The sequence below is a fragment of the Arachnia propionica genome (assembly GCF_037055325.1).
Lineage (GTDB): Bacteria > Actinomycetota > Actinomycetes > Propionibacteriales > Propionibacteriaceae > Arachnia.
The window spans coordinates 699,409-718,683 of the sequence record NZ_CP146373.1 but is presented as its reverse complement, the minus strand read 5'-3'; the positions used below and the strand labels follow the sequence as shown (position 1 = coordinate 718,683).

Annotated in this window: 17 protein-coding genes, 1 tRNA gene and 2 pseudogenes; 13 read left to right on the top strand and 7 right to left on the bottom strand. The window is 64.1% G+C overall.

The annotated features are described in order from the left end of the window. Positions 1 to 446 precede the first annotated feature (446 nt). Together V7R84_RS03330 and V7R84_RS03325 are read left to right on the top strand one after the other, a co-directional pair. A complete protein-coding gene (locus tag V7R84_RS03330; RefSeq protein WP_338572013.1) occupies positions 447 to 1,139 on the top strand; it encodes a hypothetical protein in 693 nt (230 codons plus the stop codon). A 133-nt stretch (positions 1,140 to 1,272) separates the two neighbouring features. Beyond that, positions 1,273 to 1,887: a GNAT family N-acetyltransferase gene (locus V7R84_RS03325; RefSeq protein WP_338572011.1), complete on the top strand. Its 615-nt coding sequence runs from the start codon at positions 1,273 to 1,275 to the stop codon at positions 1,885 to 1,887. Between the two features lie 114 nt (positions 1,888 to 2,001). Here V7R84_RS03325 and V7R84_RS03320 read toward each other — a convergent pair whose 3' ends face one another. Continuing rightward, positions 2,002 to 2,847, bottom strand: a complete 846-nt coding sequence (locus tag V7R84_RS03320; protein WP_338573809.1) for an aldo/keto reductase — start codon at positions 2,845 to 2,847, stop codon at positions 2,002 to 2,004. Between the two features lie 270 nt (positions 2,848 to 3,117). Between V7R84_RS03320 and V7R84_RS03315 the strand changes: the two genes are divergently transcribed. Further along, the gene (locus V7R84_RS03315) at positions 3,118 to 4,503 is read left to right on the top strand and encodes a hypothetical protein (protein ID WP_338572009.1); all 1,386 of its coding nucleotides are present in this window, start codon (positions 3,118 to 3,120) and stop codon (positions 4,501 to 4,503) included. On the opposite strand, the gene V7R84_RS03310 is transcribed toward V7R84_RS03315, so the two are convergent. Further along, positions 4,475 to 5,050: a TetR family transcriptional regulator gene (locus tag V7R84_RS03310; RefSeq protein ID WP_338572007.1), complete on the bottom strand. Its 576-nt coding sequence runs from the start codon at positions 5,048 to 5,050 to the stop codon at positions 4,475 to 4,477. The genes V7R84_RS03315 and V7R84_RS03310 overlap by 29 nt on opposite strands. Positions 5,051 to 5,114: 64 nt before the next feature. On the opposite strand from V7R84_RS03310, the gene V7R84_RS03305 reads away from it, so the two are divergent. Then, the gene (locus tag V7R84_RS03305; protein ID WP_338572004.1) at positions 5,115 to 5,852 is read left to right on the top strand and encodes a hypothetical protein; all 738 of its coding nucleotides are present in this window, start codon (positions 5,115 to 5,117) and stop codon (positions 5,850 to 5,852) included. Positions 5,853 to 5,924: 72 nt separating this feature from the next. Further along, the gene (locus tag V7R84_RS03300; RefSeq protein WP_338572001.1) at positions 5,925 to 7,550 is read left to right on the top strand and encodes a uroporphyrinogen-III synthase; all 1,626 of its coding nucleotides are present in this window, start codon (positions 5,925 to 5,927) and stop codon (positions 7,548 to 7,550) included. Between the two features lie 87 nt (positions 7,551 to 7,637). On the opposite strand, the gene hemQ is transcribed toward V7R84_RS03300, so the two are convergent. The 3 genes from hemQ to V7R84_RS03285 are packed head-to-tail and all read right to left on the bottom strand — an operon-like array spanning position 7,638 to position 10,673. Beyond that, positions 7,638 to 8,351 (bottom strand): hydrogen peroxide-dependent heme synthase, encoded by a 714-nt coding sequence (gene hemQ, locus V7R84_RS03295; RefSeq protein ID WP_338571998.1) that lies wholly within the window; start codon positions 8,349 to 8,351, stop codon positions 7,638 to 7,640. Further along, entirely contained in the window at positions 8,323 to 9,402 is a 1,080-nt protein-coding gene (locus tag V7R84_RS03290; RefSeq protein ID WP_338571996.1) for a ferrochelatase, read from the bottom strand. The genes hemQ and V7R84_RS03290 overlap by 29 nt, the downstream gene beginning before the upstream one ends. Beyond that, positions 9,399 to 10,673, bottom strand: coding sequence for a glutamyl-tRNA reductase (locus V7R84_RS03285; protein ID WP_338571993.1), 1,275 nt, complete (start codon positions 10,671 to 10,673; stop codon positions 9,399 to 9,401). Before V7R84_RS03285 ends, V7R84_RS03290 begins: the two co-directional genes overlap by 4 nt. A gap of 47 nt (positions 10,674 to 10,720) precedes the next feature. On the opposite strand from V7R84_RS03285, the gene hemE reads away from it, so the two are divergent. The 8 genes and pseudogenes from hemE (at position 10,721) to V7R84_RS03245 (ending at position 17,159) form a co-directional block, all read left to right on the top strand. Further along, positions 10,721 to 11,737 (top strand): uroporphyrinogen decarboxylase, encoded by a 1,017-nt coding sequence (gene hemE, locus V7R84_RS03280; RefSeq protein ID WP_338571990.1) that lies wholly within the window; start codon positions 10,721 to 10,723, stop codon positions 11,735 to 11,737. Continuing rightward, positions 11,734 to 12,984: a protoporphyrinogen/coproporphyrinogen oxidase gene (locus V7R84_RS03275; protein ID WP_338571988.1), complete on the top strand. Its 1,251-nt coding sequence runs from the start codon at positions 11,734 to 11,736 to the stop codon at positions 12,982 to 12,984. Before hemE ends, V7R84_RS03275 begins: the two co-directional genes overlap by 4 nt. Beyond that, positions 12,981 to 13,859: pseudogene (gene hemC, locus V7R84_RS03270) on the top strand (hydroxymethylbilane synthase); the annotation flags it as partial. The gene V7R84_RS03275 and the pseudogene hemC, both read left to right, overlap by 4 nt. Positions 13,860 to 13,913: 54 nt before the next feature. Then, positions 13,914 to 14,588, top strand: a complete 675-nt coding sequence (locus V7R84_RS03265) for a uroporphyrinogen-III synthase (RefSeq protein WP_338573807.1) — start codon at positions 13,914 to 13,916, stop codon at positions 14,586 to 14,588. A gap of 35 nt (positions 14,589 to 14,623) precedes the next feature. Beyond that, positions 14,624 to 15,547, top strand: coding sequence for a porphobilinogen synthase (gene hemB, locus V7R84_RS03260; RefSeq protein WP_338573805.1), 924 nt, complete (start codon positions 14,624 to 14,626; stop codon positions 15,545 to 15,547). Next, a complete protein-coding gene (hemL, locus tag V7R84_RS03255) occupies positions 15,535 to 16,854 on the top strand; it encodes a glutamate-1-semialdehyde 2,1-aminomutase (RefSeq protein WP_338571984.1) in 1,320 nt (439 codons plus the stop codon). Before hemB ends, hemL begins: the two co-directional genes overlap by 13 nt. 15 nt (positions 16,855 to 16,869) lie before the next feature. Further along, positions 16,870 to 16,945, top strand: a tRNA-Ala gene (locus V7R84_RS03250). Between the two features lie 70 nt (positions 16,946 to 17,015). Further along, positions 17,016 to 17,159 carry a hypothetical protein gene (locus tag V7R84_RS03245; protein ID WP_338571981.1) on the top strand — a complete coding sequence of 48 codons (144 nt, stop codon included), beginning with the start codon at positions 17,016 to 17,018 and terminating at the stop codon, positions 17,157 to 17,159. A 357-nt stretch (positions 17,160 to 17,516) separates the two neighbouring features. Here the strand turns inward: V7R84_RS03245 and V7R84_RS15405 are convergent. Together V7R84_RS15405 and V7R84_RS03230 are read right to left on the bottom strand one after the other, a co-directional pair. Continuing rightward, positions 17,517 to 18,569 (bottom strand): annotated as a pseudogene (locus V7R84_RS15405) (recombinase family protein); the annotation flags it as partial. 2 nt (positions 18,570 to 18,571) lie between these two features. After that, positions 18,572 to 19,270, bottom strand: a complete 699-nt coding sequence (locus V7R84_RS03230; protein WP_338571973.1) for an ImmA/IrrE family metallo-endopeptidase — start codon at positions 19,268 to 19,270, stop codon at positions 18,572 to 18,574. Positions 19,271 to 19,275: the final 5 nt, after the last annotated feature.

Here is a 19,275-nt window from a genome sequence, read left to right as displayed (position 1 = left end):
TCATCGCGAACCTCAAGACCTGGCCCGTTCTACACACTGATTGCCGCCGTCCCTACGACACTTTCGAAGCAACAGTACAAGCCGTCACGGGACTCATCTTCGCCTACACCCCATGAATAAGCCTCAAGGTTTCCGGGTGATGTTGACATCGAGAGGCTCTTCACCACCATTCAAATACTCGCCACCACGTCTGAGTTGGAGATCGCTCCCTTCGTTCAACAATGGCGAGAGCCCTTTCCGTCCAGGAGTGACATGTCGGAATGGTCGCGGTTCGTTGAGGAAGCCTTGAGATATTCCAGGAGTATGGGGAGGGTCGGCAAGACGCTTTCGGTAATTCTGGGCTTCCTGCTCCTTCTGTAGGCGAGACCTATCGTAAATTGTGCAAAGTTGTTCATGAGAAGCTCGGGAATGCCTTGGTTCTGGAAAGTGAAACTGCATGCGATTACTTGACTGGTCTGTTCCGATCAAAACCAACTCGAATTGCCACACTGAACTACGATATTGGTATAGAAAACGCTTCTGCCAATGCTGGATTGCTGGTGGATACAGGCGTCGAGAAGTGGAAAGATGGCATGTCTTGGAGGTGGAGTGAAAATGCTGATGTGCGATTGCTAAAGCTTCATGGCTCTATCGATTGGGGGAGGCCGCGTGGTGTGGAGGAATGCTTGCCTGAAGATGAGCCCAGGATGATCCGAATACAGTCAGGGGAGGATTGGTCTGTTAACCGAGGATTGGATGACAGAAGTCTGCAGCCGCTGGGGCTCGTATTTGGTCTGCGAGGCAAGCTCCGGCCGGATGGGCCATTCTTGGCGATGCTTGTGGGATTCTGGAATTGGCTCCTTGCGGCAGAGCGACTGGTTGTTGTCGGATATTCTTTCAGGGGTGAACACATCAATAAACTGATTGAAGACTGGATAGGGGTGCGAAAAGGGTGTGTTGTAGAAATCGTCGACTCTTGCGTGCCTGAAACGAGCTTTGAATGCGATGGAACCGTGCCGGAATTCATCCATGCAGCATTACAGTATAAAAACAATGAAGCGAGAGGGTGTCCCTATTTTCCCTTGATGTGGAATAAAGCGTTTCCGGTCTTTGAATTCCATAGGATGAAAGCGGCTGAATGGCTTGAGTCTCGCTCCTAGGGTTTATCTTTGGTGCGTGCGGAAAATGTGAAACATGCTCTGTCTGCGCTGCTGGTAGCCTGATGAGTTGAACTTGCTCCTTCTTGAGGAGCGCCATCGCCTACCAGAACCACGACCACCGAAGGGATACCGAATGACCATTGCCATCGCCCAGGGGGAGGAGGCGGACCTGCCTGAGGTGGCTGGTCTGTTCGCTGCGGCTTTCCACGACGATCCGGTGATTGCGGTGATGATCCCGGGGGAGCGGAATCGACTGCAGCGCCTGACGAAGGTGTTCCTGTCCGAGTTGCGGACCGGGGCGATGGCAGGAGGGGCCGTTGATCTGGCCCGCAGAGAGGACGACGGTCGCCTGGTCGGTGCCGCGGCATGGGAATCGCCCGACCGCAAGACCTCCAGCTGGGCGAAGGTGCGCGAGCTGCCGCGGGTGGTCTCGGCGGTGGGGTTGCGTCACCTGCCGCAGACCCTGAGGACTCTCGATGTCTTTGCCAAGAGTCGTCCCGATCACGCCCACTGGTACCTCGTCGACATCGTCGTCGGTGAGGAGGCGCGCGGCCTCGGTATCGGGTCGCGGCTGCTGAACCACCGCCTCGAGGTGGTCGACGAGGCCGGCCTGCCCGCATACCTAGAGGCCACTACTCTGGGAAGCCAGCGACTCTACGAACGCTTCGGCTTCACGGTCAAGGACTGGCTGCACATGACCGAGACCGACTATCCCGTGACCATGTATCGCGAAACCCCCGAAGGCTGACCGCTCTGCGGCTTGGTTTCGACACGACCTACTCGCTGGCGCTCGCAGGTCGGCTCAACCAACTTCGGGGGAGTGCGGCTTGGTTTCGACTCGACCAGCTCTGGGTAGATGGGATCAGCGGTATTTGTCGTGCAGGTGCTCCAGCAGCCGCGGGTCGTGATGGGTCATGCCAGCGTTCGGTTTGTGTTCGTCCAGGGCGGCGATGTCCGACATCTCGGTCTCGGTCAGTTCGAAGTCGAAGACGTCCAGGTTTTCCCGCAGCCGGGTCTCGTGGGTGCTCTTGACCACCAAGGAGATTTCGCGCTGCACCAGCCACCGCAGCATCACCTGCGCCACCGACTTCCCGTGCCGCTCCGCGATCCTTCGCAGCGCCGGGGAACCGTGGGTCTCCGATCTCCCCTGGGCCAGCGGCGCCCACGCCTGGAGGACGGTGCCGTGTCGCCGGGTGATCTCGTGCAGGTCCCCTCGTTGATGGAGGGGATGTACCTCGCACTGGTTGACCGCGGGTGTGACCTCGCTGTGGACGGCGAGGTCGAAATAGCGATCCGGCATGAAATTCGACACCCCGATCGCGCGGACGACCCCCTGCCCGTACAGCTCTTCGAGGGCCCGCCATGCCCCGTAGTAATCGTTGAAGGGTTGGTGCAGCAGATACAGGTCCACGTAGTCCATCTCCAACCTGCTCAGTGACTTCTCGAAGGCCCGCAACGTGGCGTCGCGACCGAAGTCGCGATACCAGACCTTGGTGGTGACGAACAGCTCATCGCGAGGCAGCCCGGAGGCTGCGACCACCTCACCAACCGCTTCTTCGTTGCCGTACAGAGCGGCTGTGTCGATCAGTCGATACCCGGCGTCAAGAGCCACCGGCAGTGCGGCGCGCACCTCATCCCCGGTCATCCGGAACACGCCCATGCCCACCATGGGCATCTCCACACCATTGTTGAGGGTGATCGTCTGCATCACGCACCTTCCTCTCGCGGCATCGTCCCACCACCCTAGATGCATGTGGTGAGCTGGCTCGTGGTCGGGTTCTGGCCATCGGGCATCAAGGGCGGCTTCGAGATGGACCGCTCTTTCTGCGGGGTCTGGGTCAACCGGTTTCAGCGGGAAGAACCGGTTGGATTTCTGGAAGATCTTTTTGAATGTTGCAGGAACGTGTAGCATCACGATCGTGGCGCCAGGAGTTGGCGACAAGGGGAGGACCGAGAAATCGTGTTCTAGGAGGAACAGATGAACTGTATCCGGTTTTCCCGTCGTGCCCTTCTCGGGGCCGGAGGCTTTGGTCTGGTGGCGTGCTGCGTCGCCGGCTCCCATTCCTCCCCATCAACTTCGGCGGTGGCATCTCCGCCCGGTGTGGGTCCGAGCAATCCCTTCGATGCGCTGTACGAGCCAAGCTTCCGGCTCACTCCACTGTCGGATGATCCGATCAAAGCCATCGCCCGGCCGGAACGCTCCACCGGGCTGTCCGATGTCCTGATCGATCCCGCCTACGGAACCCGCCTGTACCGCGCGACCGCCGTCGCCGAGGGGGAGGGCGACCGTATGCGGCACGAGTACTCCAGGCGGCAGGCCTTCAATGCCGACAACACCCGCTACCTCGCGCAGGACGGCAAGGGTTTCTGGCACCTCTACGACGCCACCACCTTCGGGTATCTGCGCAAGCTCCCGGACCTGGCCGGTGACTGCGAACCCCTCTGGCATCCAAGTGAACCCGCCCGCCTCTACTTCACTGAACGCAACGGAGGTATGGTCTGGTGGCTGCTCGATGTGGAGACCGGAACCAAGGAGCAGGCCTTCGACTTCACGGGCCAGACCCCCTGGCCCGGGGCCACGTCCTTCTGGACCAAGGGGGAAGGCACCTTCAGCGCCGACGGCAAGGTCCTGGGTCTCATGGCCACCTCCTACGACGCGACTGCCCAGCGCAACACCTGTCACGGGCTCCTCGCCCTCGACCTCGAGAACAAAACCGTGATCGGCACCCTGGACGCCTCCGCCTTCCCTGTGCCGGGAGCATTCCCGGACCACATCTCAACGGCACCGAGCGGCACATACGTGGTGCCGTCCTGGTTGGCCGGGGAGGGGGGAACCGTCGCCTACAGCACAGACTTCACGCAGTCGCGCCAACTTCTCGATGGTTCGGAACACTCCGATCTCGCTCTTGGCCCGGATCGCAGGGACCTCCTGGTGGTCGCCGACTACGGGAAGGGTCAGATCGTGTCCATCGATGTTGCGACCGGCGAGCGCAATGACCTGCACACCCTCTACCCGTTCGATGGTGAGGCCTATGCGGTGCACATCAGCGGACAGTCTTTCGGCGTCCCGGGATGGGCGGTCATCTCCACCTACGGCGACAGTGCGGGCCACAATTCCCAGACGCCGGCCCCCACCCTTCGAGCCGAGTACCGGAAGGTCTGGCTGCTGGAACTCACCCCCGGCGGACGGGCACTCAACGTCGCGCACATCCGGGCTGACTGGGACAAAGTCGACGGCGATCCCTACTTCCTCGAACCCCAGGCCAGCGCTTCCCGCGACCTCAGCCGCATCATCTTCACCACCAACTTCGGCGGGGGAGAGATCAACAGCTACGTCATCGGGTTGCCGTCGGTTTTTGCCTGACCAGAAGACCGGTCAAATAGGTCTCGACCACGCCGACCGGATCGATGGGAGCGGCCTCCACGGCCCGGTACATCAGGACCGCATCGACTAGAGCGACGAACTCCGGGGCGGTCCCCTCCGGATCGGTCGCGCCGAGGGCGCGCAGCAGCTTGACGGCCTTCTCGTCGAAGCTGCTGCGCACCGGGGCATCGACGGTGAGCTCGCGGCGTAGTTCGTCATCGTCGCGGACCTCGAACATTAGGGCGAACCGCGCCGCCTGCGCGTCGCCGTTCAGGATGAGACGTTTCGCCAGTCTCCCCACCAGATCGGTGGCCTGCCGGACCGTCAGTTTCTCAGGTACCTCGATGTCGGTCAGGTCGGCCTGCGATTCCGCGGAGAGCTGCTCCATCACCAGGCGGATCAGATCGCGACGGGAACGTGCGTAATACGAGGTCGAGCCGCTGGGGAGCCCGGCCTCGGCATCCACCGCACGGTGGGTCAGGCGGTGGGTGCCGCCGCGTGCTATCAGGGCGATTCCCGCATTTGCGATCCGTTGTCGTCGATCCATTCACTCTCCCATGTATCCTCTACGATCATATAGTCTCTACGCTCGTAGAGGGATGGGAGTGGTGATGCACGCAGTGATAGTCGGGGGCGGAGCCTCGGGAGTCGCGATCCAGCACGCTTGCGAGGCCGAAGGGATCCAGGCGCGACAGGTCTCACGCTCCACCGGTTTCGATGTGACGGCGGATTCCTTGCCGCAACTCGAGGCCGACGTGGTGATCGAGGCGACGAACATCGTCGCCACCGGGCGCAAACCTTGTATCGAATTCTTCGAACGGTCCGCACGGTCGGTGGCGCACGCCGCAGCTCAGGCGGGTGCGCGCCACATCCTCCTGTCGATCGTCAACACCGACCGGCCGGAGATCCAGGGATACGGATACTTCGCGGGCAAAAAGGCCCAGGAGGAGACGGCCAGGAGGTTCAGCCCGTCCCTGACGATCGTGCGCACCACCCAGTGGTTCGAGTTCGGTGCTCAGGTTCTGCAACGCAACAGGCTGGGTCCTCTGGGGCTCGTGCCCGGGATGCGCATCAAACCCATCGCTCTCGAGGCGGCGGCCCGGGTGGTTGCTGAGACGGCGTCGGGGAAGCGGGCCGGGGATCTTGTCGAAATCTCGGGCCCCGAGGAGATGACCCTTTGGGAGCTAGTGAGGAGAAGCCCCAAACCCGGTGGAATCCTTCCGGTTCCTGTGTTCCTGCCCACCAGCTTCGGGCGCGCATTCCGGCGAGGAGCCCTACTCCCAGAGAATGGCGTTGAAGGGGCCGGACCGAGGCTGGAGGACTGGTTGAATCGCGCGGTTCCATCCTGACGACAAAATCTTGCGTGCGGATCGATAGGCTGGGCTCGACGATTGACCAGTCGTAGTCGTTATTCAGTGAGGATGGACGAGTTGAAGATCAGTCTTGGCACGAAAAACTCCGTGGTGGATGTCGCCCGCTCGCAAGCCGTGGCCGCCACCCTACGTGAAATGGGACACGACGTGGATGTGGTGCACATCCCTGCTGCCGGTGATTCCGAGACGGTGGGGCAGCTGCGTCTCGGCCTGATGCGTGGCGATTTCGACCTGGTGGTGCACCGTATGCACCGCATCCCGAAACAGCAGATGCCGGGCCTGACCTTCGCGGCCATCCTGAAACGTGGCGATCAGCGCGACGCATTGGTGGCCCGCGACGGCCTGACATTGGAACAGCTTCCCGAGGGGTCGGTGATAGCCACGCGATCCGGCCTGCGCCGCTCGCAGTTGCTGAGTATCAATCCTGGGCTCACGTTCGTCAAACGAACCCCCGGACAACTCATCGAGTTCCTGGAGAAGGTGCGTACCGGAGAGCTCGATGGTCTGGTGGCTGGAGCCGCCGATTTTGAGGCCGTGGGGCGTCTCGATCTCGTCACCGAATACCTGGACGACATTCTCCCGGATGCTGGGCTCGGGGCCACCGGTCTCGAATGTCGCAGCGAGGACAAGGAGCTCATCAGCATCCTCCAAGAACTTGATCACCCCGACACCCGCGTCTGTGTCATGGCGGAACGGGCTGCCTATGCCGCTCTCGATGTCAGTGAAGCTGTCTCGGTGGCCGCGAAGGCCACGCGGGAAGGGGTGCTGTCGCTGATCGTCGCGGTCCTGCCGAAGGACGGCTCCAAGGGGTTGGTGGTGCAGATGGGCATGCCCACATCCGAGTACCACGCGATTCGCACCGCCCGCCGAGCCGCGGCCTACCTCCGTTCCAAAGGGGCTGAGGAGCTCGGACGCAACCGGGTGCAGACCGAGGCTGAAGCTGGGGAGGAAAGCGGTCGTCGGATCACCGAACTCACCAAGGCCAAGATCCTGATTCCCCGAGAGGAGGGACGGATCGCCCGCGGGTTGCGTGGGCACGTCCTGGACGTCACATCCGTGATGCTGCAGCGCCGCGAGGTGCTTGCGGTCAGTTCCACTCTGGACGGTGCCGACTGGGTTGCTTTCACCTCGGTGCGTGCCGTCGAGAGCATCCGGGACCTTGGTTGGAGGCTCCCTGAAGAGGCGAAGATTGCTGCTGTCGGTGTTGGAACGGCAGATGCGCTGCGTGAGATGGGCTACCACGTCGATCTGGTGCCCGAGGGGGCGGCTGGTGTTCCTGCGCTCCTGGACATCTGGCCCACGGGTGACGGGACGGGAACGGTCCTGGTGCCCGGATCTGCATTGCTCGCGCCGGGGTTCATCTCCGGGCTTCACTCGAAGGGCTGGAAGGCCCAGCTGATTCCCGTCTACACCATGCAGCTGCTGCGGGAGGCGCCCGCCGATATCCGTGAGATGTGGGAGGAGGGTGCATTCGATGCGGTGATCGTTACATCGGGATCGAACGCGATAGCTGTTGGGCGTCTTCTCGGGTGGCATCCTGATGTGCTGGTGTTCGCCATCGGCGACTCTGCCACCAAGGTGCTGGAACGGGCCGGGATCAAGATTGCCGGGAGTACCGAGGACTACTCCTCGGCCGAGGTGTTGAGGCTCCTCCGCGAGGTCATCGAGGGCTAGGGAAGAAACGAAGCAAAGTGGGGTGGGGCATGCACACGCCCCACCCCACGTTGCTCGTCGATCCGCTGGTCTCGGGGATGTCGCCTCTCAGCTCTGGGGCTGGCGGGAGACCCACTCCTCGAGGGTGACACGGGGACCGGTGAAGAACGGGATCTCTTCGCGTACGTACAGCCGGGCCTCGGCTCCACGCTGGTGACGCATCGCGTCGGTGAGGCGGTGCAGCTCGTCGGCCTCGAAGGCGAGCAGCCATTCGTAGTCGTTCAGTGCGAAGGCCGAGGTGGTGGAACCCGGCACGTCGGGGTACTCGCGACCCATGCGGCCATGGGCGGCGAGCATCTTCGAGCGGTGCTCCTCGTCCATGTGGTACCAGTCGTAGCTGCGTACGAACGGGTAGACGCACGCCCATGGGCGGGGTGCAACACCGGAGAAACAGGCCGGGGTATGGCCGCGGTTGAACTCAGCGGGGCGGTGCACACCGATGCAGGACCATACCGGATCCAAGTCCCGTCCCAGGTCAGAGCGACGTAGCGCGTGGTAGGCCGCCTGCAGCTGGTGCGGGTTGTCGGCCAAGGTCCACAGCATCAGGTCAGCATCGGCGCGAAAACCACCGATGTCGTACCAGCCGCGGATGCTCACTCCGGTGTCGAGAACTGTCTTCTCCGCGGCTATGGCGTCGGGGTCGTGCAGCGGGCCCACGGCGCAGAACACCGAATACATCACGTAGTGCGGGGTTGCATTGACTTCCTCGGCCGGAATCAGATGGTCGCGCGGATCAGCGTGCATGTGATGCGGATGGGACATGGGTTTGCTCCTTCTGCGGATGTGGGAGGCAGCAACGTGCTGGCTCTGTGAGGCAGGGATGGTCGGGCGGGGCGAGTTCGCCCCGCGCTATGGCGGCCTGCTCGAAGAGAAGATCGGCCAAAGTAGCGATGAAGTCTGGGTGGACGCTTGCGGTGGCGGCGCGCTCGTAGTCGAAACCGGCTTCGGCAGCCGATTCTCGGGCCTGGGTGTCTAGGTCGTAGGCCACTTCCATGTGGTCGCTGATGAAACCGATCGGTGCGGCCACCACGCCGTCGACGCCTGTCAACTCGGCCAGGCGGTCGTTGACGTCGGGTTCGAGCCACGGAATGCGCGGGCTGCCAGAACGGGAACAGTAGACCAGCTCCCAGTCGAGACGCTCACCCAGGTGGGCCTCGGCGTCCTCGGCCACCCGGGAGGCAACCCTGATGTGTTGGGCGTCGTAACGGGCAGCGGGGGTGCCGTTCGCGGAGGCTGCGTTCATGGCGATCGGAATGGAGTGTGTGACGAACAACACCTTCATCACCCCGTTGCTGATCCGGGCTCGTAGTGCTCGCACAGCCGTGACCAGGGCATCCACATTGGCCGAAATGAAGCCGTCTCGCTCTGCATAGGGGCCGGCCTTTTCTATGGTGATACCAGGCACTCGCTCCATGACAGCAGCCAGGTCCTCCCTGTACTGTCGGCATGCGGAATAGCAGGAATAAGCTGCGGTGGTCAACGCCACCACCCTGTCGTGCCGGTCACGGTGCAGGGCGGAGACGGTCTCGGCGAAGAAGGGGGTCCAGTTGCGGTTCCCGATCACGACGGGACGGGGGCAGCCTCGTTTTCTCAACTCCGCGGCGAGGGCGTCGCGAAGCGCCTCGTTCTGCTCGTTAATGGGGGAGCGTCCCCCGAAGAGCTGGTAGTGCTGGGAAACCTCAAGCAGGCGCTCGTCTGGCACCCCGCGACCGGCGGTGGCGTTGCGCATGAAGGGCAACACGTCTTCGGGGCGGCGGGGGCCGCCGTAGGAGGCCAGCAGCACAGCCGAATACGGACTCAGGGCGTCGTTCATCCAACCTCCGTGGGCTCGGTCATCGCCAGGTCGGCAAAACTGAGCCCTGTCACTGGGCAACGATGATGGCTCCGGGCGTCGAGGTCAGGCTGGATTTCGATGCCGTAGAGCTCCTCCATGGCAGCCAGGTAGTCGGCGATTCTACCCTCGGCTGCTGCGTCGCGTGCGCGTATCGAAGGGGTGTGGAGCAGCTTCGTGGTCAGGCGTCGGAGCGCCAGGGTGCAGTCCTCAATGGTCAGTGCTCGGCCCTGCGGGAGCCGCGCCACCTCCTCGTCGACGATCTGCAGCATCGCAGCTCGCAGCGAGGCAACCGCTGGGTCCGCGACGCGGGAGGCCAGGCGCCCGGAGATCTCGTGTACCCCTTCAGCAACGATCCGTTCGGCCCGGGCGGAATCGGCAGCCCACGTGGGGGAGATGGCGGCCTGGATCGCTGCCAGGTCAAGGAGGGTGATCCCCGGCAGGGCGGCTACGGCCGGATCCACATCCGGCTGCAATGACAGGTCGAGCAGTACGGTGGGGGCGGCGTCCTTGAGGTGGGTCGTGGTCACCACGGGGGTGGCTGAACCTCGGCAGGTGACCACCAGTGTTGCCTTGCCTAGGGCCGATTCGAGGTTCTTTGCGGGGGTGATGGCGTGTCGCTCGGCGAACCCCGTTGCTCTTCCGGACGAGGAATGGACGAAGATGGTTTCGGCCCCGCGCTGTCGCAGTGCCGAGACGACAGCGCCCGCGTAGGAACCTGTTCCCACGAGCAGCACCCGCTGGTTTTTCCAGTCCTTGATCCCGGTCATATCGAGTCCGACGCCGACCACCGAGCGTCCTGATTCCTGCAGTTTGGTTTCGACACTCACTCGCCGGGAGGTGTGCAGGGCGGCGTTGATGACGCTGGTCAGGGTGCCGGAAGCATCACCAGATTCCTGGGCGGTCTTCAGGGCGCGGCGCAGCTGCCCCGTGATCTCCCGCTCCCCGACCACCATCGATTCCAGGCCGGAGGCGACCCGGAACAGATGGGTGAGGGCCTCCTCGCCCTCATGGACGGACCAGTCAGGCTGGGAATCGAGCTCGCGGGCCAGCCTCAGGCGCAGATGTGCCTCCGGCACTTTCGGTGAATCGATGATGAATTCGAGCCGGTTGCAGGTCGCCAAGGTCACGAGGCCTTCAATGCCGGAGGTGTTCCGCAAGGAAGCGGACAGGGTGTCCGCATGTTGAGATACGCGTTGGACCTCGGTAAGACCGTGGAGGTCATGCGTTACGGACAGGATGCGAAGGTTCACAGTGGTTCCAGTGAACCAGATTTCCGTCGATAGGGCAGAATTCGGCCATGACAAGAAGCGATCAGCCTGCCCTTCTAGTCGCCCTTGAGGGGCGTCAGCCGGAGCGTCTACCGGTGTGGTTCATGCGTCAGGCCGGGCGATCGCTGCCAGAGTACCGCAATGCGAGACAGGGCGTCGCGATGTTGGATGCGTGCCTCACACCGGAACTGGCCGCCGAAATAACCTGTCAGCCAGTTCGCCGCCACGGTGTGGATGCGGCCGTGTTCTTTTCCGACATCATGATCCCTCTGGCGCTCGCAGGAGTCGATGTGTCCATCGTTTCCGGGGTAGGGCCGGTTTTCGAACAACCGGTGAACAGCGTCGCAGAGGTGAACAGACTGGTGGAGCATCGGATCTCTGACGCATCAACTGTGGAGAAGGCGGTGACGCTGGCCGTCGCGGAACTCGGCGAGGCCACACCGGTGATCGGGTTCGCTGGCGCTCCCTTCACCCTGGCTGCCTATCTGGTGGAGGGACGTGGGTCCCGCGACCACCTGGGGGCGCGGGCCTTCATGCATGCTGAACCTGCGGCCTGGGACCGACTTCTCACCTGGTGCGCCGACCTGTCGGGTGAGTTCCTGCGCATTCAGGTGAAGGCCGGGGCGCGGGCGGTTCAGCTGTTCGACTCCTGGGTCGGGACGCTCTGCCTGGACGACTACACCACCCGGGTCGCCCCTTACTCGCGGCGGGCGCTGGAGAGCGTTTCCGTGCCTCGCATCCACTTCGGCACCGGAGCCGGACACCTGCTGGAGGCCATGGCAGGATGCGGCTCTGAGGCGATCGGCATCGATCACCGCATCCCCTTGGACGAGGCTGCGCGCCGTCTGCCCGGAAAGGTGCTCCAGGGCAACATCGATCCCGCGCGACTGGCAGCAGGCTGGGAGAACCTCGCCACTCACACCAAAGATGTCGTTGAGCGAGGCCGATCCGCACCCGCTCATGTGGTCAACCTTGGGCATGGCGTGCCACCCAAGACCGATCCTGCGGTGTTGACCGATCTCGTCGCCCTGGTGCACGAGCTGTGAGGGCCGTGATCGTCGGGGCCGGTGTGGCTGGGCTTGCAGCCGCCTACCGGTTGGCCCGCGCAGGTACTGAGGTTATCGTCCTGGAAGCCTCAGAACGGATCGGTGGGATGGTGGCGCCGCTGACGATAGCCGGGAAGCTGATCGACGGCGGGGCCGAGGCCTACGCCCGCCGCCTGGGAATCGCGGACGAACTGTGCGCGACTCTCGGCCTGGAGATCGCCGCTCCCACGGGGGGACCACACATCCGCTGGTCCGTCACACAGTCCTGGCCCGGTGCCGACGGGGTGCTGGGTATTCCCAGCGGACCGAATGATCCGGCCCTGACTGCTGCCCTGGACGGTGCGGACCTGGCAACAGCACTGGCTGAACCTGGACTCAGCGACGAGATTGGGGCCGGCGCCACCACCGTCGGGGAGCTGGTGACAGCACGCCTCGGTCGAGCTGTCACCGACCGATTGGTGGCCCCTGTGACCCGGACCGTCTACCGGATGGAACCCGATCGGATGCTGCTGGCGCAGTTCGCGCCCAGCCTGAGGGGACCTGGATCCCTGTACGCGAAGGTCGCGGCGGCCCGCGGTAGCCGCTCCGCCGTCGCCCAACCCGTTGGAGGGCTGATCCGTCTCGTCGAGGCCCTGGCCTCTGACATCCGGGGTAACGGCGGGGAGATCCGGCTCGGTGCCCGCGTCGCCGGGATCGGACGCGACGCGACGGTCACCGTCGGCGAAGATCGACTAGAGGCTGACCGCGTGATCCTGGCCTGTCCTGCCCACTCTGCCGTTGACCTGCTCGGTGGGCTGGGAATCACCGCATCGGCACCCGCGACAGGAACCTCGGTTAACACGGTCCTGGCGCTGGAGTCAGAGCCTTTGGCAGGGGCGCCGGTCGGTTCCGGGGTAATGCTCGGCCAGCCGATCCCAGGGCTTGCAGCCCGGGCGCTGACTCACTATTCGGCGAAATGGCCTTGGAGCGGTGGGGATGTGGAACTGATCCGTCTCAGCTACGCACCCGACGCCAATCCCGCCACAGAGCAGGCTTTGGCTGATGCCCGCCTGCTGCTTGGCTGCGAGAACCTGGTACTCCGTGATCACGCCCTGGTTCGCTGGTCGGCTGTGCCCAAGGCGCTCCCGGCTGCGGAACGTGTAAGGTTGCTGGATTCCCTCCCCGCCAACGTCAAGGTGGCGGGAGCCTGGGTGGCTGGCAATGGGATAGAAGCCGCAATCGCATCTGGACTGGAAGCGGCAGTATGAAACTGGGAACGCGCGCATCCACCCTGGCGGTGACCCAATCCACCTGGGTGGCCGACCGGCTCCGCGCTCTTGGGCATGAAGTGGAGATTGTCACCATCCGCACCCGCGGCGATCACGAACGCGAGTCGCTGACCCGGCTCTCCGGACTCGGGGTGTTTGCCGCGGAGCTGCGTTCCGCGTTGCTCAGAGGAGATGTGGACCTGGCCGTCCACTCACTGAAGGACCTCCCGGTTGAGCCTGTTCCCGGACTGGTGGTCGCGGCCATCCCGGAACGGGAATCCCCCCGCGATGCGCTGTTCTCTCGCGACGGCCTGAGCCTGGCCGAACTGCCCGGAGGGGCCCGGGTGGGAACCGGGTCGCCGCGGCGGGTGGCGCAGCTGCGCTCCCTGCGTCCTGACCTGGTCTTCATCGATATCCGCGGCAACATCGACACCCGTCTGTCCCGGGTGACCTCCGGCGACCTGGATGCGGTGGTACTGGCTGCAGCGGGGCTGCGCCGCCTGGGGCTTGCGGGACGAATCACCGAGGAACTGTCCATCCTGCCTGCACCCGGGCAGGGGGCGCTCGGCATTGAGTGCCGCGCCGATGACGCCGCCCTGATCGCCGCCCTCAAAGCCCTGGACGATGCGGACACGCGGGTCGCGGTCACCGAGGAACGGGCTGTCCTGGCGGCCCTGGGTGGCGGTTGTGCGGCCCCGATAGCGGCCCTCGGAACCGGCGATAGGCTTGCCGCGGGGGTGTACTCCGCCGACGGCACTCGCCAGGCCAGAACTGAGGTGCCGCTGATTCCGGGGGCGGGAAGAACCGCAACCACCCGGCTGCTCGCCGCCGGCGCTGCCGAGGTGACCCGTTTGGATGCTACTCGTGCATCTCGATTGGCCGAGTTCCACGACGACGCCGACCTGTGGCCTCGGGCCGGGGGGCGTGCGGTGTTTCTTCCCCGCGAGGTGGGAGAGCTCTCCAAGGCATTGAGCGCTGTTGGACTTGAGGTCACGACCTTCCCGGTGCAGGTCCCGGTGGTGCTGATTGACGGGCTCGACCTCGGGCGGGCCGACTGGTCGGTGGTCACCTCCGCCCGCACCGTCGAGGCCCTTCAGGGGCTGGGTGCCCGGCTGCCCGGGCGGATCGCCGCCGTCGGGAAGGCGACCGCAGCGGCCCTGGAAGCGGCCGGGTATGTGGTGGACCTCATCCCCGGGAAGGCCAGCGCGGCGGGACTCGTCGAGGAGTTCCCGGCCGGCACGGGACGGGTGGTGATCCCGGGATCGGCGCTTTCCAAACCGGATCTTCCCGAGGGTCTGCGGGAACTGGGCTGGCAGGTCGATGTCTTCCCTGTCTACACGATGGAGGCGACCCAGGAACCCGCCGAACTGGCGGCCCAGTGGAAGGCCGGGGAGTTCGTGGCAGTGGTCGTGACCGCGGGCTCGGTGGCGCGGGTGATCGACCAACGGCTGGGCTGGCCGGAGGGAACCCGGGTACTGGCCATCGGACAACCCACCGCGAAGGTGTTGAATGAACTCGGGGTGGCGGCCAGCGTCTCGCCGTCCCCCGACGCGGAGGTGGTCGCAAGGGCCGCCGCCGAACTGGTTGGGAAGGGAAACGCATGATCGAGCGCCCACGCAGGCTACGCACCACCGCCGCCATGAGAAGACTGGTCCGTGAAACCCGGCCGCGCCCGGCGCAGCTCGTCCTGCCCGCCTTCGTCGGCGAAACCCCCGCCGAGATCGGCGCCATGCCGGGGGTGCGTCGGCACACCGTCGAGCAGATCGGTGACATCGCACGATCGGCGGCGGAGGCGGGACTGGGCGGGATCATGCTGTTCGGGGTGCCCGATGATGCGGACAAGGACCCGCGGGGCACGCAGGCCTGGGCGCCCGACGGCATCGAACAGCGGGCCATCGCCGCCTGCCGGGAAGCGGTCGGTGATGATCTGGTGATCATGTCGGATGTGTGCCTGGATGAGTTCACCAGCCACGGGCACTGCGGCTTCCTTGCTGAGGACGGTCGTGTGATCAACGACGAGACCTGCGATGCCTACGCGCAGCAGGCGGTGGCGCAGGCCCGGGCTGGAGCGCACGTCGTGGCGCCGTCGGGGATGATGGATGGCCAGATCCAGGTGATCCGCACCGGACTGGACGCGGCAGGTTTCGAGGACGTCGGGATCCTGGCCTACTCGGCGAAGTATGCCTCCGCGTTCTATGGGCCTTTCCGGGAGGCTGTCGGCTCCTCTCTTCAGGGGGATCGCCGCACCTACCAGCAGGATCCAGCGAACCGCCGCGAGGGCCTCAGGGAGACGCTGCTGGACCTAGCGGAGGGCGCCGACATGGTGATGGTCAAGCCCGCCAGCCACTACCTCGACGTGCTCGCCGACGTAGCCGCCATCTCGAAGGTTCCGGTGGCGGCCTATCAGGTGTCGGGGGAGTACGCCATGATCGAGGCAGCGGCGGAACGCGGCTGGATCGACCGGCGCGCCGCCATCGAGGAGTCGATCACGAGTATCGTTCGCTCGGGTGCCGATGTGGTGCTCACCTACTGGGCGTTGGAGGTTGCCGAATGGCTGGATTGAACCAGGAATGGATGACACGGGCCTGCGAGGCGATCCCGGGCGGGGTCAACTCGCCCGTGCGGGCATTCGCGTCGGTGGGTGGCACGCCGCGTTTCATCAAACAGGCATCCGGGTGCCGCGTGACCGATGTCGACGGCACCAGCTACGTCGATCTCGTGTGTTCCTGGGGACCAGCGCTGCTCGGGCACGCCCATCCCGAGGTCATCGCGGCTGTGCAGAATGCGGCTGCGATGGGTCTCAGTTTCGGGGCGCCGACGGGCGCGGAGGTGGAGCTCGCCGAACGGATCCGCGCCCGGGTTCCCGTCGCGGAACACGTGAGGCTGGTCTCCACCGGTACAGAGGCCACCATGACCGCGGTGCGGATCGCCCGCGGAGCCACGGGTCGCGACAAGATCGTCAAGTTCGCGGGTTGCTATCACGGCCACTCGGATGCGCTGCTGGCCGCCGCCGGATCAGGTGTGGCTACCCAGGGGCTACCGGGAAGCGCCGGGGTGACGGTGGCTGCCGCGGCCGACACCATCGTGCTTGCCTACAACGACTTCGACGAGCTGCGTTCGCTGTTCGAACGGATCGGCGGGCAGATCGCGGCGGTCATCACGGAGGCCGCACCCGCGAACATGGGGATCGTCACCCCGGCAGAAGGATTCAACGCCGAGATCCGCCGACTGACCGCCGATCACGGGGCGCTCATGATCCTCGACGAAGTGCTCACCGGTTTCCGTGTCGGAGCCTCCGGCTGGTGGGGGCTCGAAGCGGGGGTCGAGGCTCCGGCGTGGGCGCCTGACCTGATTACCTTCGGGAAAGTAGTCGGCGGTGGTATGCCTCTCGCGGCGGTCGGGGGTCGCAGGGAGGTCATGGATCTGCTGGCCCCGCTCGGCCCCGTCTACCAGGCGGGCACGCTCTCCGGGAATCCCCTCGCCACCGCGGCCGGGATAGCCACCCTCGACCTGGCGAAACCGGAGGTCTACGACAGGGTCGACGCCCGCTCCGCCGAGCTGCAGCGGCTGGTCGGTGACGCGCTGACCGGGGCCGGGGTGCCCCACGTCATCCAGAACGCCGGGAACCTGTTCTCCGTGTTCTTCCGGGAGAAGCCCGTCATCGACTACGCAGACGCCCAGGACCAGGACACCGCGGCCTACGGGCGGTTCTTCCACGCGATGCTGGACGGGGGAGTGGCATTGCCGCCTTCGGCCTTCGAGGCGTGGTTCCTCTCGGTTGCCCACGACGACGCGGCCATGGAGACCATCGCAGCGGCCCTGAAACAGGCGGCCAGGGCCGCTTTGCCAACAGGGGAGAGCATCCGATAGTCTGGAGCAGCTCTCGGGGCTATGGCGCAGTTGGTAGCGCGCTTCCATGGCATGGAAGAGGTCAGGGGTTCGAATCCCCTTAGCTCCACCAAAAGTGTCATGTTAGAACCTCCGGCCATTGGTCGGAGGTTTTTCGTGTTGTCAGGGGTGGTGGTGTCCTGTTGCTTCTTGGCTTCGTTCTCCAGGACTGCTGGGAGGTTGCTGTCGAGGAGGTAGTGGTAGACGGCTTTGTGTTGGCTGTTGGTGATCTCGTCGTCGTCGAGGTAGATCTTGTCGAAGACGGCTTGGTTGAGGTCGCGTCGTGAGTTGTCGGTGGCTGCGAGGTATTGCTGTTGTCCGTTGTGGAGGACCGAGAGGCATTGGTCGAGGGCGGTGTGGAGTTTGTCTCGGGAGGTTTGTAGGTGGCGGAGTTGGCGTTCGGCGGTTGTTTTGTCGGTTCTGATGCGTTCTTGTTCTTTGCGGAGTAGTTCTGTGTCGATGGCTCCGGCGTAGTAGGCCTGCATGAGGCGTTCGCTGTGGGCGGTGGCCTCGGCGAGGGTGGTTTCTGCTTGGTGTGCTTGGTGGTTGTGTTCTTTGAGGATGGTATCGAGGTGGGAGATGACTAGTTCGCGTACTGTGGTGAGGGTTTTGTCTGGCAGTGTGATGGTTGCCCAGTGGTCTTCGATGAGTTGTTCGGCGTGGTGGGCTTGGATTGCGACGAAGGTGCAGCCGTTTTTTCGTGCTTGGCGTCCGAGGCAGTAGAAGTATTGGTAGTAGTTGCCGAGGCGGTTGCGGGAGATTTCGTAGCTGAGGGGTGAGCCGCATTGTCCGCAGAATAGGCTGCCTTTGAGGTAGTGGGTTCGGATGGCGGGTTTCTCTTTGGCGTGGGATCTGCCGTGGCGGATGGCTTCGACTTTTGACCATAGTTCGGTGGAGATTAGGGGTTGGTGTTTGCCTTGGTAGGTGGCGCCGCCGAAGATGACTAGGCCTGTGTAGTAGGGGTTGCTGAGGATGGAGTGCACCATGGAGGTGGTGAGGGGTTTTGCTGGTTGTTTGGGGCGTGCGAGGGTGGTGACGCCGTGGGTTTTGAGTTCGTCGCGGAGCATCCCGATGGTCCATTCGCCGGTGGCGTAGCGTTCGTATATCCATGGCACCCAGTGGGCTCGATCCGGGTCGGTGACGACGGTGCGGACTTCGCGGCCTTCGGTGGTGCGCTGTGTGGTGTTGATGTAGCCGAATGGGGCGCGTCCGGGGGTGCCGCCGGATTTGGCTTTCTGGGTCATGCCTTTCTTGGCTTCGGTGGCGAGGTTTTGGCTGTAGAACTCGGCGATGGAGCTCATGATGCCGTGTAGCAGCATGCCGCTTGGTGTTTCGTCGATGTTTTCTGAGCAGGAGACGAGTTGGGCGCCGGCTTGTTGGATCTCGAAGTTGATCTGGACGTCGTCCATGCGGTTGCGTGCGAGGCGGTCGACTTTGTGGACGATGACCAGCTGGATGGTGTTGTGCTTGACGTAGGTGAGCATTCGCTGCAGTTCGGGACGCTGGGCGGATTTGGCGCTCTCGCCGGCGTCGATGAACTCTTCGATTACTTCCGCGCCAAGGCTCTTGGCTTTGCGGTGGCAGGCTTCTCGCTGAGCTGGGATGGAGAATCCTTCTGTTTCTCCTCCTCGTTTGGCCTGGTCGCGTGTGGATACGCGCAGGTAGATCACCGCACGCTTCGTTGTCGTTGTGGTCATGGCTATCTCCTTCCGTAGTGTGGTTGCTGGATGGTGAAGCGCTGTGGCTGCCACCGTGGGGTGCGGATGGGGCGGGCACAGCGGGCAGGTGAGGGTTCCGGGTCGAGAGTGCGGGCGATACCGGTCTGGTCGATGCGCACGCGAATGGCGGCTTCGGAGACGGCGAAGTGGTCGGCCAATGCGGTGGGGGTTTGGAGTCCAGCGGCCCATGCTTGTTTCAAGGCGGTGCGTGGTACCAGGGCACAGCCTGCGAAGTAGTCGGCGGCTCGCTCGGCCTGCTCGTGGACTGTCAGTTGTAGTGGGCAGCCCCAGCGACGCGTGAAGGCTTTAGGGTTTTGTGTGGTGTAGAGCCAGTGGGTATGGCCGTGATCGATGATGTGTTTGAACTCGTGTAGCAAGGTGAAGCGTTGCCGCACTTCGGGATCGTCACGGTTAAGGCAGATGATCCACTCCTGCCCGTTCCAGTGGCTCATGCCAGAAACCGGCAGCTGTTCGCGGACGATACGGATGCGGGGCAGGCCGGTGATGTGGTTGTCGGTGATGCCGGTCAGTTGGAAGCTGGGATGGCTGGCAGCCAGGAGTTGGTTGAGTTTGGCGGCTTGGCGCTCGGCCAGGTTGAGTGCTTCGGTGAAACTGCAGGCGCGGTGGGGTGTGAGCTGGCGGAGGCTCCTCAGAATGCTTGGTGTGCTTGATGTGGTCATGGAGC